This is a genomic window from Pseudoxanthomonas sp. J35, from assembly GCF_000513995.1.
GTDB lineage: Bacteria > Pseudomonadota > Gammaproteobacteria > Xanthomonadales > Xanthomonadaceae > Pseudoxanthomonas.
Map to the genome: position 1 here is coordinate 1 of NZ_AZVB01000030.1, position 16,713 is coordinate 16,713.

The following is a 16,713-nucleotide window of genomic DNA, read 5'->3' on the forward strand; positions in this document are numbered from 1 at the left end:
GTCCGCAGTTCTACTTCCGCACCACCGACATCACTGGCGCCGTCCAGCTGCCGGAGGGCGTGGAGATGGTGATGCCGGGCGACAACGTGAAGATGACGGTGTCGCTGATCAACCCGGTGGCGATGGACGAAGGCCTGCGCTTCGCGATCCGCGAAGGCGGCCGTACCGTCGGCGCCGGCGTGGTCTCCAAGATCATCAAGTAACGCCCAGTCCGGGCGGGCCTCGGGTCCGCCCGGCTTCGGGTTTCCGCTCCGGCCTCGCCGGTAGCCGGTAACCCGGCAGGCGAAAGAGGCGGCCCGGAACCCCGGTCCGCCTTCGCCGTCTAAGGGAAGCGACGGTTCAAACGTACGCCAGTAGCTCAATTGGCAGAGCAGCGGTCTCCAAAACCGCAGGTTGGGGGTTCGAGTCCCTCCTGGCGTGCCACTTCCGCGAGCCCGCAGGGCAGGCCTTCGGGGCCGCAACGGCAAAGAGCGACAGCGACTTGAACAGCAAGATCAGCCAGACCAATACCGCCGCTTCCGGCGGGGACATCGTCAAATACGCCATTGCCGCGCTGCTGGTGCTGGCCGGCCTGTTCGTCTGGTTCTGGTTCGCCGCCCCCGCCCGCGCCGGGCAGCTGGGCGACTGGGCCCCGCAGCTGCGCGGGATGGCCGTGGCCGCCGGCCTGGTCGCCGGCGCCGCCGTGTTCCTGGTCAGCAGCAAGGGCCGCGACATGCGCGAGTTCCTGTCCGAGTCGCGCTTCGAACTGCGCAAGGTGGTCTGGCCGACGCGCCAGGAAACCACCCGCATGACCTGGGTCGTGATCGCCGTCGTGATCATCCTGAGCCTGATCCTGGCTGGCTTCGATTTCTTCGTGAAGTGGGCGATCGAGCTGTTCCTGAACTTCGGCCGCTGAGGAGAATGCCGCAGTGAAGCGTTGGTACGTGGTCCATGCCTATTCCGGTTTCGAGAAGAGCGTCGCCCAGGCGCTGCGGGACCGCATCGTCCGCAACGGCATGGAAGACCGCTTCGGCGAAGTCCTTGTCCCGACCGAAGAGGTCGTGGAGATGCGCTCCGGCCAGAAGCGCCGTTCCGAGCGCAAGTTCTTCCCGGGCTACGTGCTGGTCCAGATCGAGACCCACGACGAGAACGGCATCCCGCGCATCGACAGCGAGTGCTGGCACCTGGTGAAGGAGACTTCCAAGGTGATGGGCTTCATCGGTGGCACCGCCGACCGCCCGCTGCCGATCCGCGACGACGAGGCCGACGCGATCCTGCAGCGCGTCCAGGAAGGCGTCGAGAAGCCGCGCCCGAAGGTGCTGTTCGAGCCGGGCCAGATGGTCCGGGTCATCGACGGCCCGTTCAACGATTTCAACGGCGTGGTCGAGGAAGTCAACTACGAGAAGAGCCGCCTGCGCGTGGCCGTCCTCATTTTCGGCCGCTCCACCCCGGTGGAGCTCGAGTTCGGCCAGGTCGAGAAGGCCTGAACCGGCCGGGGCCCCGGGGCGTTCCCCCTGGGCCCGAAACCTGCTATACTGCGCGGCTTCCTGTCCGGTCCGCCCGGGCAACCGCAATGGCCGCCGCCGAGGCGGCCTTTCGCGCGAATGGGCTTCAAGCGTCAACGCGACGCCGGGACGCGTGATTTTCCCGGAACGATGGGGAGCCTGCCTGGCAGGCGCTAGCACCCGGAGAGCATTGAAATGGCAAAGAAAGTCGTCGGTTACATCAAGCTGCAGGTGAAGGCCGGCCAGGCCAACCCCTCGCCGCCGGTCGGTCCCGCGCTGGGTCAGCGCGGCCTGAACATCATGGAGTTCTGCAAGGCGTTCAACGCGGCGACCTCCAAGCTCGAGCCGGGCCTGCCGACCCCGGTCATCATCACGGCCTACTCGGACCGTACCTTCACCTTCGTCACCAAGAGCACCCCGGCGACCGTGCTGCTCAAGAAGGCGGCCGGCATCACCTCCGGCTCCAAGCGCCCGAACACCGACAAGGTGGGCAAGGTCACCCGCAAGCAGCTCGAGGAAATCGCCAAGGCGAAGGAACCCGACCTGACCGCGGCCGACCTGGACGCGGCGGTTCGTACCATCGCGGGCTCGGCCCGTTCGATGGGTCTGGTGGTGGAGGGCTGAGCACATGGCACTGAACAAGCGACAGAAGGCGATCAAGGCGGCGGTCGAGCCGGGCAAGGCTTACTCCATCGATGAGGCGCTGAAGATCATCAAGGGCTTCACCAAGGCCAAGTTCGTCGAGTCCGTCGACGTGGCCGTGCGCCTGGGCGTGGACGCCAAGAAGTCCGACCAGCAGGTCCGCGGCTCCACCGTGCTGCCGGCCGGTACCGGCAAGAGCGTGCGCGTGGCCGTGTTCGCCCCGGCGGGCGCCAAGGCTGACGAGGCCCTGGCCGCCGGCGCCGAGGCCGTGGGCATGGACGACCTGGCCGAGAAGATGCTGGCCGGCGACCTGAACTACGACGTGGTCATCGCCACCCCGGACGCCATGCGCGTGGTCGGCAAGCTGGGCCAGGTCCTGGGCCCGCGCGGCCTGATGCCGAACCCGAAGGTCGGCACCGTGTCGCCGAACCCGGCCGAGGCGGTGAAGAACGCCAAGTCGGGCCAGGTCCGCTACCGCACCGACAAAGCCGGCATCATCCACGCCACCATCGGCAAGGCCGATTTCGGCGATGAGGCCCTGAAGTCCAACCTCCAGGCGCTGCTGCAGGACCTGATCAAGGCCAAGCCGGCGACCTCGAAGGGCCAGTACCTGCAGAAGATCTCGCTGAGCTCGACCATGGGCCCGGGCGTGACCGTCGACCAGGCTTCGCTGTCCCTGAAGTAATGCAATACCCCGGGCCGCCCGCGTGGCGGCCCGGGCGCACGTTTTGAGGGCAGTCCCCGGCCTCGCCGGGGACAGCCGTCAAAGACCGCAGGCGCGGTCGGCGCACATCGACGACGGGCACGGAAGCTCGCACTGGCAGGGAATCGCCGTCGATGCAGCGGGATCGCTTAATCCAAGGTCCCCCGGGACCCGGGCCTGCGCAGATGGTGCCGCCTTCTGGAAGTTACACCGGCAAGACCGACCCGTCGGGACACCGGATCAGAAAGGCCAGCACCGGGATGCCCGAGGCATCCCCGGCGCGCACGGAAGGGCGCCGCCCAGGACCGCAAGCGGCAGGAGCCGCGAACGGAGTTCATACGGAGGAGTGTTATGGCTCTCAATCTGTCCCAGAAGAAGGAAGTCGTCGCCGAACTGGCCGACGTCGCCGCCAACGCGCACTCCCTGATCGCCGCCGAGTACGCTGGCACCACGGTCGAGCAGATGACCGCGATGCGCAAGAAGGCCCGCGAAACCGGCGTGTTCCTGAAGGTTGTCAAGAACACGCTGGCCGCGCGCGCCGTCGAAGGCACGGAATACGAGTGCGCCAAGGACGCCCTCGTCGGTCCGCTGCTGTACGCGTTCTCGACCGAGGAGCCCGGCGCCGCCGGTCGCCTGATCAAGGAGTTCGCCAAGACCAACGACAAGCTCAAGCCGAAGGTGGTCGCCGTCGGCGGCCAGCTGTACCCGGCCAGCCACGTCGATGTCCTGGCTTCGCTGCCGACCCGCGAGCAGGCCCTGGCCATGCTGGCGCGCGTCCTGGCCGAGCCGGTCACCATGTTCGCCCGCGCCGTCAAGGCCGTCGGCGAGAAGCAGGGTGGCGGCGAAGCGGCTCCGGCCGAGGCCGAGGCCGAGACGGCCTGAGCCCGCGTCGACGATTCCTATTTCCCTTTCAAGATCAACATCCAGAAGGTAATCACAATGTCCCTTTCCAACGAGCAGATCGTCGAAGCCATCGCCGGCAAGACCCTGATGGAAGTGATGGAGCTGGTCAAGGCCATCGAAGAGAAGTTCGGCGTCTCCGCCGCCGCCCCGGTCGCCGTGGCCGCCGGCCCGGCCGCCGCTGGTCCGGCCGCCGAGGAGCAGACCGAGTTCACCGTCGTCCTGAAGGCCGCCGGCGACAAGAAGGTCGAAGTCATCAAGGCCGTCCGCGCCATCACCGGCCTGGGCCTGAAGGAAGCCAAGGACCTGGTCGAAGGCGCCCCGAAGGACGTCAAGGAAGGCGTGTCCAAGGAAGACGCGGAGAAGTTCAAGAAGGAACTGGAAGCCGCCGGCGCGACCGTCGAGCTCAAGTAAGCGGTACCTTGCATCGCCGGATCGCTCGGTGATGCGCCAAGGCTGGGGGCGAAAGCCCCCGGCCTTTGGTCGTTCCGGGGTCTCCGTGCCCTGGATGCCCCGGGAATGGGCGCGTAACACCCGGAAAACCCAGTTCCACACAGGGGAGCTGGTAGTCGGAAGTAGCGGGAGATGGCGTGCTGGTGCCGGCAATACCAGCGACTACCGACTGACAGCTTCGCATCATGTTCACCGGGCCGCGGACGCGTGGCCCGCACTGCCAAAGGTGGTAGACCCATGACGACGTACTCGTTCACCGAGAAGAAGCGCATCCGCAAGGATTTCGGCAAGCAGCGCTCGATCCTCGAGGTGCCGTTCCTGCTGGCCATCCAGGTCGATTCGTACCGCGAATTCCTGCAGGCCGACATCGAGCCCTCCAAGCGCCGCGACATCGGCCTGCATGCGGCCCTCAAGTCGGTGTTCCCGATCACCAGCTACAGCGGCAACGCCGCACTCGAGTACGTCGGCTACAAGCTCGGCGAGCCGGTGTTCGACGAGCGCGAGTGCCGCAACCGCGGCCTGTCCTACGGCGCGCCGCTGCGCGTGACCGTGCGCCTGGTGATCTACGACCGCGAGTCGTCGACCAAGGCGATCAAGTACGTGAAGGAGCAGGAGGTCTACCTCGGCGAGATCCCGCTGATGACCGAGCACGGCACGTTCATCGTGAACGGCACCGAGCGCGTCATCGTCTCGCAGCTGCACCGTTCGCCGGGCGTGTTCTTCGACCACGACCGCGGCAAGACCCACAGCTCGGGCAAGCTGCTGTACAGCGCCCGCATCATCCCGTACCGCGGCTCCTGGCTGGACTTCGAGTTCGACCCGAAGGACGCGCTGTACACCCGCATCGACCGTCGCCGCAAGCTGCCGGTGACGATCCTGCTGCGTGCGCTGGGCTACAACAACGAGGAAATGCTGCGCGCGTTCTTCGAGATCAACACCTTCCACATCAACCCGGACGAAGGCGTCCAGCTGGAGCTGGTGCCGGAGCGCCTGCGCGGCGAGACCCTCAACTTCGACCTGTCCGACGGCGAGAAGGTCATCGTCGAGGCCGGCAAGCGCATCACCGCGCGCCACGTGCGCCAGCTGGAGCAGTCGGGCATCACCGCGCTGGCGGTGCCGGACGAGTACCTGCTCGGCCGCATCCTGGCCCATGACGTGGTCGACGCCAACACCGGCGAACTGCTGGCCTCGGCCAACGACGAGATCAGCGACGAGCAGCTGGCCGCGTTCCGCAAGGCGGGCGTGACCACCGTCGGCACCCTGTGGGTGAACGACCTCGACCGCGGCCCGTACCTGTCCAACACCCTGCGCATCGACCCCAGCCGCACCCAGCTGGAGGCGCTGGTCGAGATCTACCGGATGATGCGTCCGGGCGAGCCGCCGACCAAGGAAGCCGCGCAGAACCTGTTCCACAACCTGTTCTTCACCTTCGAGCGCTACGACCTGTCGGCCGTGGGCCGGATGAAGTTCAACCGCCGCGTGGGCCGCAAGGAGACCACCGGCGAGGCCGTGCTGTACGACTACAAGTACTTCGCCGAGCGCAACGACGAGGAATCCAAGCGCCTGGTCGCCGCCCAGGGCGAGACCTCCGACATCCTCGACGTGCTGCGCGTGCTGACCGAGATCCGCAACGGCCGCGGCGTGGTCGACGACATCGACCACCTGGGCAACCGCCGCGTGCGTTCGGTCGGCGAGATGGCCGAGAACGTGTTCCGCGTGGGCCTGGTCCGCGTCGAGCGCGCGGTCAAGGAGCGCCTGTCGATGGCCGAGTCCGAGGGCCTGACCCCGCAGGAGCTGATCAACGCCAAGCCGGTGGCCGCCGCGATCAAGGAGTTCTTCGGCTCCTCGCAGCTGTCGCAGTTCATGGACCAGAACAATCCGCTGTCGGAAGTGACCCACAAGCGCCGCGTCTCGGCGCTGGGCCCGGGCGGCCTGACCCGCGAGCGCGCCGGCTTCGAAGTGCGCGACGTGCACCCGACCCACTACGGCCGCGTCTGCACCATCGAGACGCCGGAAGGCCCGAACATCGGCCTGATCAACTCGCTGGCGGTGTTCGCCCGCACCAACCAGTACGGCTTCCTCGAGACGCCGTACCGCAAGGTCGTGGACGGCGTGATCACCGACGAGGTCGACTACCTGTCGGCGATCGAGGAGAACGAGTACGTCATCGCCCAGGTCAACGCCGCCCATGATTCCAAGGGTCGCCTGACCGAGCAGTTCGTGCCGTGCCGCTACCAGGGCGAGTCGCTGCTGAAGCCGCCGTCGGAAATCCACTACATGGACGTGTCGCCGATGCAGACCGTGTCGGTCGCCGCGGCGCTGGTCCCGTTCCTGGAGCACGACGACGCCAACCGCGCGCTGATGGGCGCGAACATGCAGCGCCAGGCCGTCCCGACCCTGCGTGCGCAGACCCCGCTGGTCGGCACCGGCATCGAGCGCGCCGTGGCGCGCGACTCGGGCGTGACCGTGAACGCCCGCCGCGGCGGCGAGGTCGTGCAGGTCGACGCCGGCCGCATCGTGGTCAAGGTCAACGAGGAGGAGATCTCCGGCGAGCACGACGCTGGCGTGGACATCTACACCCTGACCAAGTACACCCGCTCGAACCAGAACACCTGCATCAACCAGCGCCCGCTGGTGCACGTGGGTGACGTGGTCGAGCGCGGCGACGTGCTGGCCGACGGTCCGTCCACCGACATCGGCGAACTGGCCCTGGGCCAGAACATGCTGATCGCGTTCATGCCGTGGAACGGCTACAACTTCGAGGACTCGATCCTCCTGTCCGAACGCGTCGTCCAGGAAGACCGCTACACCACGATCCACATCGAGGAGCTTACCTGCGCGGCCCGCGACACCAAGCTGGGCCCGGAGGAGATCACCGCCGACATCCCGAACGTCTCCGAGCAGGCGCTGAACCGCCTCGACGAGTCGGGCGTGGTGTACATCGGCGCCGAGGTCCGTGCCGGCGACATCCTGGTCGGCAAGGTCACGCCGAAGGGCGAGAGCCAGCTGACCCCGGAAGAGAAGCTGCTGCGCGCGATCTTCGGCGAGAAGGCCTCCGACGTTAAGGACAGCTCGCTGCGTGTGCCACCGGGCATGGACGGCACCGTCATCGACGTGCAGGTCTTCACCCGCGACGGCATCGAGAAGGACAAGCGCGCCAAGCAGATCGAGGAAAACGAGATCAAGCGCGTCAAGAAGGACTTCGACGACCAGTTCCGCATCCTCGAGGCGGCGATCTACGCGCGCCTGCGCTCGCAGATCGTGGGCAAGGTCGCCAACGGCGGCCCGGGCCTGAAGAAGGGCGACACCATCACGGACGCCTATCTGGACGGCCTGAAGAAGTCCGACTGGTTCCTGCTGCGCATGAAGGACGAGGAGGCCTCCGAGGCCATCGAGCGCGCGCAGAAGCAGATCCAGGCGCACGAGAAGGAGTTCGAGCGCCGCTTCGACGACAAGCGCGGCAAGATCACCCAGGGCGACGACCTGGCCCCGGGCGTGCTGAAGATGGTCAAGGTGTTCCTGGCCGTGAAGCGCCGGATCCAGCCGGGCGACAAGATGGCCGGCCGCCACGGCAACAAGGGCGTCGTGTCGAACGTGGTCCCGGTCGAGGACATGCCGTACATGGCCGACGGCACCCCGGTCGACATCTGCCTCAACCCGCTGGGCGTGCCGTCGCGCATGAACATCGGCCAGATCCTCGAGGTGCACCTGGGCTGGGCCGCCAAGGGCCTGGGCAAGCGCATCCAGAAGATGCTGGACGAGCAGCGCGCCGTCTCCGAGCTGCGCGAGTTCCTGGGCCGGATCTACAACCACGACGCCGCCAACGTCGGCGAGCGCGTCGACCTGTCGCAGTTCAGCGACGAGGAGCTGGTGGCCATGGCCCGCAACCTGACCGGCGGCGTGCCGATGGCCACCCCGGTGTTCGACGGCGCGCACGAGGAGGAGATCCGGCAGATGCTGGACCTGGCCTACCCGGACGACGACCCGGAGACCGCGCGCCTGGGCTTCAACGCCAGCAAGACCCAGATGCAGCTGTACGACGGGCGCACCGGCGAGGCGTTCGACCGCAAGACCACGGTCGGCTACATGCACTACCTGAAGCTGAACCACCTGGTGGACGACAAGATGCACGCCCGTTCCACCGGCCCGTACTCGCTGGTCACGCAGCAGCCGCTGGGCGGCAAGGCGCAGTTCGGCGGCCAGCGCTTCGGCGAGATGGAAGTCTGGGCGCTGGAAGCCTACGGCGCGGCCTACACCCTGCAGGAAATGCTGACGGTGAAGTCCGACGACGTGCAGGGCCGCAACCAGATGTACAAGAACATCGTCGACGGCAACCACGAGATGGTCGCGGGCATGCCGGAGTCCTTCAACGTGCTCGTGAAGGAAATCCGCTCGCTGGCCATCAACATGGAGTTGGAGGACGAGTAAGGCGCGCGGCGCGGCCAGTGGATGGACGCCGGCCGCGCTTCCCCCCGAATCGCCCGATCGACCGCCTTTACTCCTGACGGAGACAAGAAATGAAAGACCTGCTCAACCTCTTCAACCAGCAGCGCCAGACGCTGGACTTCGACGCGATCAAGATCGCCCTGGCTTCGCCGGACCTGATCCGCTCGTGGTCCTTCGGCGAGGTGAAGAAGCCCGAGACGATCAACTACCGCACCTTCAAGCCGGAGCGCGACGGCCTGTTCTGCGCGGCCATCTTCGGCCCGATCAAGGACTACGAGTGCCTGTGCGGCAAGTACAAGCGCATGAAGCACCGCGGCGTGGTCTGCGAGAAGTGCGGCACCGAGGTCACCCTGGCCAAGGTCCGCCGCGAGCGCATGGGCCACATCGACCTGGCCTCGCCGGTCGCGCACATCTGGTTCCTGAAGTCGCTGCCGTCCCGCATCGGCCTGATGCTGGACATGACCCTGCGCGACATCGAGCGCATCCTGTACTTCGAAGCCTACGTGGTCACCGAGCCGGGCCTGACCCCGCTCGAGCGCCGCCAGCTGCTGACGGAGGAGCAGTACCTGCAGGCGCGCCAGGAGCACGGCGACGACTTCGACGCCGCCATGGGCGCCGAGGCGATCTACGAGCTGCTGCGCACCATCGACCTGCAGGCCGAGATGGCCCGCCTGCGCGAGGAAATCGCCGCCACCGGTTCGGAGACCAAGCTCAAGCGCCTGACCAAGCGCATCAAGCTGATCGAGGCGTTCATCGAGTCCGGCAACCGTCCGGAGTGGATGGTCATGACCGTGCTGCCGGTGCTGCCGCCGGACCTGCGCCCGCTGGTCCCGCTGGACGGCGGCCGCTTCGCGACCTCCGACCTGAACGACCTGTACCGCCGCGTCATCAACCGCAACAACCGCCTGCGCCGCCTGCTGGAGCTCAACGCGCCTGACATCATCGTGCGCAACGAGAAGCGCATGCTGCAGGAGTCGGTCGACGCGCTGATGGACAACGGCCGCCGCGGCCGCGCCATCACCGGCACCAACAAGCGCCCGCTCAAGTCGCTGGCCGACATGATCAAGGGCAAGCAGGGCCGCTTCCGCCAGAACCTGCTCGGCAAGCGCGTCGACTACTCCGGCCGTTCGGTCATCGTGGTCGGCCCGTACCTGAAGCTGCACCAGTGCGGCCTGCCGAAGAAGATGGCGCTGGAGCTGTTCAAGCCGTTCGTGTTCGCCAAGCTGCAGCGCCGCGGCCTGGCCACCACGATCAAGGCCGCCAAGAAGCTGGTCGAGCGCGAAGAGGCCGAGGTGTGGGACATCCTCGAAGAGGTGATCCGCGAGCACCCGGTGCTGCTGAACCGCGCCCCGACCCTGCACCGCCTGGGCATCCAGGCGTTCGAGCCGGTGCTGATCGAAGGCAAGGCCATCCAGCTGCACCCGCTGGTCTGCACCGCGTTCAACGCCGACTTCGACGGCGACCAGATGGCCGTGCACGTCCCGCTGAGCCTCGAGGCCCAGCTGGAAGCGCGCGCCCTGATGATGTCGACCAACAACATCCTGTCGCCGGCGAACGGCGAGCCGATCATCGTGCCGTCGCAGGACGTCGTGCTCGGCCTGTACTACATGACCCGCGCCCTGGAGAACAAGAAGGGCGAGGGCATGGCGTTCGCCAACGTGGCCGAGGTCAAGCGCGCCTACGACAACCGCACCGTCGAGCTGCACGCCAAGGTCAAGGTCCGCATCACCGAGGTGGTGACCGACGAGAACGGCAACAAGCAGAAGAAGACCTCGATCGTGGACACCACGGTCGGTCGCGCCCTGCTGGCCGAGATCCTGCCGGAGGGCCTGCCGTTCGCGCTGGCCAACACCGAGCTGACCAAGAAGAACATCAGCCGCCTGATCAACAGCTGCTACCGCCAGCTGGGCCTGAAGGACACGGTCGTGTTCGCCGACCAGCTGATGTACACCGGCTTCTCCTTCGCCACCCGCGCCGGCGTGTCGATCGGCATCGACGACATGCTGATCCCGGAGGAGAAGAAGAGCATCCTCGCCGAGGCCGAGGCCGAGGTGCTGGAGATCCAGGAGCAGTACCAGAGCGGCCTGGTCACCGCCGGCGAGCGCTACAACAAGGTGGTCGACATCTGGTCGCGCACCAACGAGCGCATCGCCAAGGCGATGATGGACACCATCGGCACCGACAAGGTGGTCAACGCCAAGGGCGAGGAGATCGCCCAGAAGTCGATGAACTCGCTGTACATCATGGCCGACTCCGGCGCGCGTGGTAGCCAGGCGCAGATCCGCCAGCTGGCCGGCATGCGCGGCCTGATGGCCCGCCCGGACGGCTCGATCATCGAGACGCCGATCAAGGCGAACTTCCGCGAAGGCCTGAACGTGCAGGAGTACTTCAACTCCACCCACGGTGCCCGCAAGGGCCTGGCCGACACCGCGCTGAAGACCGCCAACTCCGGTTACCTGACCCGTCGACTGGTCGACGTGGCCCAGGACGTGGTGATCACCGAGCAGGATTGCGGCACCCTCAACGGCCTGACCATGACCCCGATCGTGGAAGGCGGCGACGTGGTCGAGCCGCTGAAGGACCGCGTGCTGGGTCGCGTCGTGGCCGAGGACGTGTTCCTGCCGGGCAACGACGAGGATCCGATCGTCACCCGCAACACCCTGCTCGACGAGCAGTGGGTGGCGCGCCTGGAGGACGCCGGCGTCCAGTCGATCAAGGTCCGTTCGACCATCACCTGCGAATCCGCCTTCGGCGTGTGCTCGCAGTGCTATGGCCGCGACCTGGCCCGTGGCCACCTGGTCAACATCGGCGAAGCGGTCGGCGTCATCGCCGCCCAGTCGATCGGCGAGCCGGGTACCCAGCTGACCATGCGTACGTTCCACATCGGTGGCGCGGCGTCGCGTGCGGCGGCGGTGGACAACATCACGGTCAAGACGACCGGTTCGGTGAAGTTCAACAACCTCAAGTCGGTCGAGCACGCCGGCGGCCATCTGGTCGCGGTGTCGCGTTCGGGCGAAATCTCCGTCCTCGACCCGCACGGCCGCGAGCGCGAGCGCTACAAGCTGCCGTACGGCGCCACCATCTCGGTCAAGGACGGCGCCGAGGTCAAGGCCGGCCAGTCGGTCGCCAACTGGGATCCGCATAACCACCCGATCGTGTCGGAAGTGGCCGGCTTCGTCCGCTTCGTGGACTTCGTCGACGGCGTCACCGTCATCGAGAAGACCGACGAACTGACCGGCCTGGCCTCGCGCGAGATCACCGATCCGAAGCGTCGCGGCTCGCAGGGCAAGGACCTGCGTCCGCTGGTCCGCATCGTCGACAAGGACGGCAACGACCTGACCATCCCGGGCACCGACCTGCCGGCGCAGTACCTGCTGCCGCCGCGCTCGCTGGTGAACCTGCAGGACGGCGCGCCGGTGGGCGTGGGCGACGTGGTCGCCAAGATCCCGCAGGAAGCGTCCAAGACCCGCGACATCACCGGCGGTCTGCCGCGCGTGGCCGACCTGTTCGAGGCGCGCAAGCCGAAGGATCCGGCGATCCTGGCCGAGCGTTCGGGCGTGGTCAGCTTCGGCAAGGACACCAAGGGCAAGCAGCGCCTGATCATCAAGGACGCCGAGGGTGGCGAGCACGAGGAGCTGATCCCGAAGTACCGCCAGATCATCGTGTTCGAAGGCGAGCACGTGACCAAGGGCGAGACCATCGTGGACGGCGAGCCGAGCCCGCAGGACATCCTGCGCCTGCTGGGCATCGAGCCGCTGGCGGCCTACCTGGTCAAGGAGATCCAGGACGTGTACCGCCTGCAGGGCGTGAAGATCAACGACAAGCACATCGAGGTGATCACCCGCCAGATGCTGCGCAAGGTCGAGATCACCGACCAGGGCGACTCCAAGTTCCTCAATGGCGAGCAGGTCGAGCGCCAGCGCGTGATCGAGGAGAACGCCCGCCTGGTCGCCCGTGGCGAGGTCCCGGCCAAGTTCGAGCCGGTCCTGCTGGGCATCACCAAGGCGTCGCTGGCGACCGAGTCGTTCATCTCCGCGGCCTCCTTCCAGGAGACCACCCGCGTGCTGACCGAGGCGGCCGTCCGCGGCACCCGCGACAGCCTGCGCGGCCTGAAGGAGAACGTCATCGTCGGTCGCCTGATCCCGGCCGGTACCGGCCTGGCCTACCACAGTCGCCGCCGCCGCACCGCCACCGGTCTCACCGAGGCCGAGATGGAGGCGCTGGCCGGTGGTCCGGCCGAGGCCGCGACCGCCGAGGCGGCCCCGGCCGAGGCCGGCGGCGACGAGGCCCCGGCGGCCGAGTGAGCCATGTCCGCCGGGCCTTCGGGCCCGGCGGCGGGGCAGGGGCAGGACGCCCCGCCTTCCCGCGTCCCGGCGGCGGGTAACCGCCCCGGGGCCGGACAACCAGGGACGGGGGCGTGCGGTTGACGCGATTTCCGGCCGCCCGCTATACTCTCCTGTCTCGGCAGGCCGACCTTCGGCCTGCCGTCGTTTTCACGTATCCGGCCACGCGGAAGCCTGCGCGGCCCCAAGCAGAAGAACCTTACCAATGGCGACGATCAACCAGCTGGTCCGCAAGCCGCGGCAGGCGGAAACGTACAAGAGCGCCTCGCCGGCACTCGAGAAGTGCCCGCAGCGCCGCGGTGTCTGCACCCGCGTCTACACCACCACCCCGAAGAAGCCGAACTCGGCCCTGCGCAAGGTTGCCAAGGTCCGCCTGACCAATGGCTACGAGGTCATCTCGTACATCGGCGGCGAAGGCCACAACCTGCAGGAGCACTCCGTCGTCCTGATCCGCGGCGGCCGCGTCAAGGACCTCCCGGGTGTCCGTTACCACACCGTCCGCGGCTCGCTCGACGCCGCCGGCGTGACCAAGCGTCGCCAGGGCCGTTCGAAGTACGGCGCCAAGCGCCCGAAGAGCTAATCGAGGAAGCCCGACATGTCCCGTAAAGGTTCCACCCCCCAGCGCGCCGTCCTCCCCGACCCGAAGCACGGCAGCGAGACCATCGCCCGCTTCATCAACATGGTGATGAAGAGCGGCAAGAAGTCGATCGCCGAGAACATCGTGTACGACGCGATGGACGTCATCGGCCAGAAGAACCCGAACTCGATCGAGCTCGTCCAGAAGGCCCTCGACAACGTCGCCCCGGCGGTCGAGGTGAAGTCCCGTCGCGTCGGCGGCGCCACCTACCAGGTGCCGGTCGAAGTGCGCGCTTCCCGCCGCCTGGCCCTGGCGATGCGCTGGGTGATCGACTCGGCCCGCAAGCGCGGCGAGAACACCATGGCCCGCAAGCTGGCCGCCGAACTGATCGACGCCTCGGAGAACCGCGGCGGCGCCATCAAGAAGCGCGAAGAGACGCACCGCATGGCCGAGGCCAACAAGGCCTTCGCCCACTACCGCTGGTAACAGCCGCCGGGCCCGCCACCGGGCCCGCGCGACCAGCCCGGGCGGCGCGGCAGGCTCCGCGCCCCCGTCGTACGGAAGCCGGCGCGCCGCGCCGCTCCGCCATCCAAAGCCCCAAGCAAACGAGAGACTCCCGTGGCTCGCACCACTCCCATCGAGCGTTACCGCAACTTCGGCATCATGGCCCACATCGATGCCGGCAAGACCACGACCTCCGAGCGCATCCTGTTCTACACCGGCAAGAGCCACAAGATCGGTGAGGTGCACGACGGCGCCGCGACCATGGACTGGATGGAGCAGGAGCAGGAGCGTGGCATCACGATCCAGTCCGCGGCCACCACCGCCTTCTGGAAGGGCATGGACAAGTCCTTCCCGGAGCACCGCTTCAACATCATCGACACCCCCGGGCACGTCGACTTCACCATCGAGGTGGAGCGCTCGCTGCGCGTGCTCGACGGCGCGGTGTTCGTGCTGTGCGCGGTCGGCGGCGTGCAGCCGCAGTCGGAGACCGTGTGGCGCCAGGCCAACAAGTACCACGTGCCGCGCATCGCGTTCGTCAACAAGATGGACCGCACCGGCGCGAACTTCTTCAAGGTCCGTGACCAGCTGAAGAGCCGCCTGGGCGCCGTTCCGGTGCCGATGCAGATCCCGATCGGCGCGGAGGACAACTTCGTCGGCGTGGTCGACCTGGTCAAGATGAAGGCCATCCACTGGGACGAGAAGACCCAGGGCATGACCTTCGAGTACCGCGACATCCCGGAAGAGCTGAAGGCGCAGGCCGAAGAGGCTCGTTCCTACATGGTCGAGTCCGCGGCCGAGGCCAATGAAGAGCTGATGGACAAGTACTTGGGCGGCGAGGAGCTGACCGAGGACGAGATCTACGCCGCCCTGCGCCAGCGCACCCTGGCCACCGAGATCGTGCCGATGTTCTGCGGCTCGGCGTTCAAGAACAAGGGTGTGCAGGCCATGCTGGACGGCGTGGTCCGCCTGCTGCCGTCGCCGGTCGACGTGCCGCCGGTCAAGGGCGTCGACCCGGACGACGAGACCAAGGTGATGACCCGCGAGTCGTCCGACAAGGCTCCGTTCTCGGCTCTGGCGTTCAAGATCATGACCGACCCGTTCGTCGGTTCGCTGACCTTCTTCCGCGTCTACTCCGGCACCCTGAGCGCCGGCGACCAGGTGCTGAACTCGGTCAAGAACAAGAAGGAACGTATCGGCCGCCTGCTGCAGATGCACTCCAACCAGCGCGAAGAGATCAAGGAAGTGCTGGCCGGCGACATCGCCGCGGCCGTGGGCCTGAAGGACGTCACCACCGGCGACACCCTGTGCGCCCAGGACGCCCCGATCGTGCTCGAGCGCATGGCGTTCCCGGAGCCGGTGATCTCGATGGCGGTCGAGCCGAAGACCAAGTCCGACCAGGAGAAGATGGGCAACGCCCTGAGCCGCCTGGCCCAGGAAGACCCGTCGTTCCGCGTCCGTACCGACGAGGAATCGGGCCAGACCATCATCTCGGGCATGGGCGAGCTGCATCTGGACATCATCGTTGACCGCATGAAGCGCGAGTTCAACGTCGAGGCCAACGTCGGCAAGCCGCAGGTCGCCTACCGCGAGACCATCCGCGCCAGCGACGTCAAGTCGGACTACAAGCACGCCAAGCAGTCGGGCGGCAAGGGCCAGTACGGCCACGTGGTCATCGAGATGTCGCCGATCACCGACGAGGACCGCGAGAAGTACGCCGACCTGATCAAGGACGACTTCCTGTTCCTCAACGAGATCACCGGTGGCGTGATCCCGAAGGAATTCATCCCGTCGGTCGAGAAGGGCATCCGCGAGACCATCACCAGCGGTCCGCTGGCCGGCTTCCCGGTCGTGGGCGTGAAGGTGAAGCTGGTGTTCGGTTCGTACCACGACGTCGACTCGTCGGAAATGGCGTTCAAGCTGGCCGCCTCGATGGCGTTCAAGCAGGGCTTCGCCAAGGCGCGCCCGGTGCTGCTGGAGCCGATCATGAAGGTCGAGATCGTCAGCCCCGAGGACTACCTGGGCGACGTGATGGGCGACGTGAGTCGCCGTCGTGGCGTGCTGCAGGGCCAGGACGACAGCCCGTCGGGCAAGATCATCAACGCGATGATCCCGCTGGGCGAGATGTTCGGCTACGCCACCGCGCTGCGGTCGATGACCCAGGGTCGCGCGACCTTCTCGATGGAATTCGACCACTACGAAGAAGCGCCGGCCAACATCGCCGAGACCGTGATCAAGAAGAACTGATCCGGGCCCAGCCCGGATCGACCAGAAGACAAGCTGATATACAGGACACAAGACAATGGCCAAGGGTAAGTTCGAGCGCACCAAGCCCCACGTGAACGTGGGCACCATCGGTCACGTTGACCACGGCAAGACGACGCTGACGGCGGCGCTGACGAAGATCGGTGCGGAGCGTTTCGGTGGCGAGTTCAAGGCGTACGACGCGATCGACGCGGCGCCGGAAGAGAAGGCTCGCGGCATCACGATCTCGACGGCGCACGTGGAGTACGAGTCGCCGACCCGTCACTACGCGCACGTGGACTGCCCGGGTCACGCCGACTACGTGAAGAACATGATCACCGGTGCCGCGCAGATGGACGGCGCGATCCTGGTGGTGTCGGCGGCTGACGGCCCGATGCCGCAGACCCGCGAGCACATCCT

Annotated in this window: 12 protein-coding genes, 1 tRNA gene and 1 pseudogene; all 14 read left to right on the forward strand. The window is 67.1% G+C overall.

All coding sequences use genetic code 11. The features are described from left to right. Positions 1-203: pseudogene (gene tuf / locus PSEJ35_RS16345) on the forward strand (elongation factor Tu); the annotation flags it as partial. Positions 204-347: 144 nt separating this feature from the next. After that, a tRNA-Trp gene (locus PSEJ35_RS0113620) sits at positions 348-423 on the forward strand. Positions 424-481: 58 nt separating this feature from the next. Then, positions 482-895 carry a preprotein translocase subunit SecE gene (gene secE / locus PSEJ35_RS0113625; RefSeq protein ID WP_028918261.1) on the forward strand — a complete coding sequence of 138 codons (414 nt, stop codon included), beginning with the start codon at positions 482-484 and terminating at the stop codon, positions 893-895. A gap of 13 nt (positions 896-908) precedes the next feature. Next, a complete protein-coding gene (nusG, locus tag PSEJ35_RS0113630) occupies positions 909-1,466 on the forward strand; it encodes a transcription termination/antitermination protein NusG (protein ID WP_028918262.1) in 558 nt (185 codons plus the stop codon). 213 nt (positions 1,467-1,679) lie between these two features. Then, positions 1,680-2,108, forward strand: coding sequence for a 50S ribosomal protein L11 (gene rplK, locus PSEJ35_RS0113635; RefSeq protein WP_024870383.1), 429 nt, complete (start codon positions 1,680-1,682; stop codon positions 2,106-2,108). A gap of 4 nt (positions 2,109-2,112) precedes the next feature. Beyond that, on the forward strand, positions 2,113-2,811 hold the full coding sequence (gene rplA, locus PSEJ35_RS0113640) for a 50S ribosomal protein L1 (RefSeq protein WP_028918263.1): 699 nt from the start codon (positions 2,113-2,115) through the stop codon (positions 2,809-2,811). A gap of 369 nt (positions 2,812-3,180) precedes the next feature. After that, the gene (gene rplJ / locus PSEJ35_RS0113645) at positions 3,181-3,711 is read left to right on the forward strand and encodes a 50S ribosomal protein L10 (protein WP_028918264.1); all 531 of its coding nucleotides are present in this window, start codon (positions 3,181-3,183) and stop codon (positions 3,709-3,711) included. 57 nt (positions 3,712-3,768) lie between these two features. Continuing rightward, positions 3,769-4,143, forward strand: coding sequence for a 50S ribosomal protein L7/L12 (gene rplL, locus PSEJ35_RS0113650; protein ID WP_028918265.1), 375 nt, complete (start codon positions 3,769-3,771; stop codon positions 4,141-4,143). A gap of 276 nt (positions 4,144-4,419) precedes the next feature. Beyond that, complete coding sequence (gene rpoB / locus PSEJ35_RS0113655; RefSeq protein WP_028918266.1) at positions 4,420-8,610, forward strand: DNA-directed RNA polymerase subunit beta; 4,191 nt, start codon at positions 4,420-4,422, stop codon at positions 8,608-8,610. 89 nt (positions 8,611-8,699) lie between these two features. Beyond that, complete coding sequence (gene rpoC, locus PSEJ35_RS0113660) at positions 8,700-12,932, forward strand: DNA-directed RNA polymerase subunit beta' (RefSeq protein ID WP_028918267.1); 4,233 nt, start codon at positions 8,700-8,702, stop codon at positions 12,930-12,932. A 244-nt stretch (positions 12,933-13,176) separates the two neighbouring features. After that, positions 13,177-13,551 (forward strand): 30S ribosomal protein S12, encoded by a 375-nt coding sequence (gene rpsL, locus PSEJ35_RS0113665; protein WP_013536001.1) that lies wholly within the window; start codon positions 13,177-13,179, stop codon positions 13,549-13,551. A 15-nt stretch (positions 13,552-13,566) separates the two neighbouring features. Beyond that, entirely contained in the window at positions 13,567-14,034 is a 468-nt protein-coding gene (rpsG, locus tag PSEJ35_RS0113670) for a 30S ribosomal protein S7 (protein WP_024870389.1), read from the forward strand. 132 nt (positions 14,035-14,166) lie between these two features. Then, the gene (gene fusA / locus PSEJ35_RS0113675) at positions 14,167-16,296 is read left to right on the forward strand and encodes an elongation factor G (RefSeq protein ID WP_028918268.1); all 2,130 of its coding nucleotides are present in this window, start codon (positions 14,167-14,169) and stop codon (positions 16,294-16,296) included. Between the two features lie 55 nt (positions 16,297-16,351). Further along, a partial coding sequence (locus tag PSEJ35_RS16735) for a GTP-binding protein (RefSeq protein WP_198014190.1) occupies positions 16,352-16,713 on the forward strand: 362 nt, incomplete at its 3' end.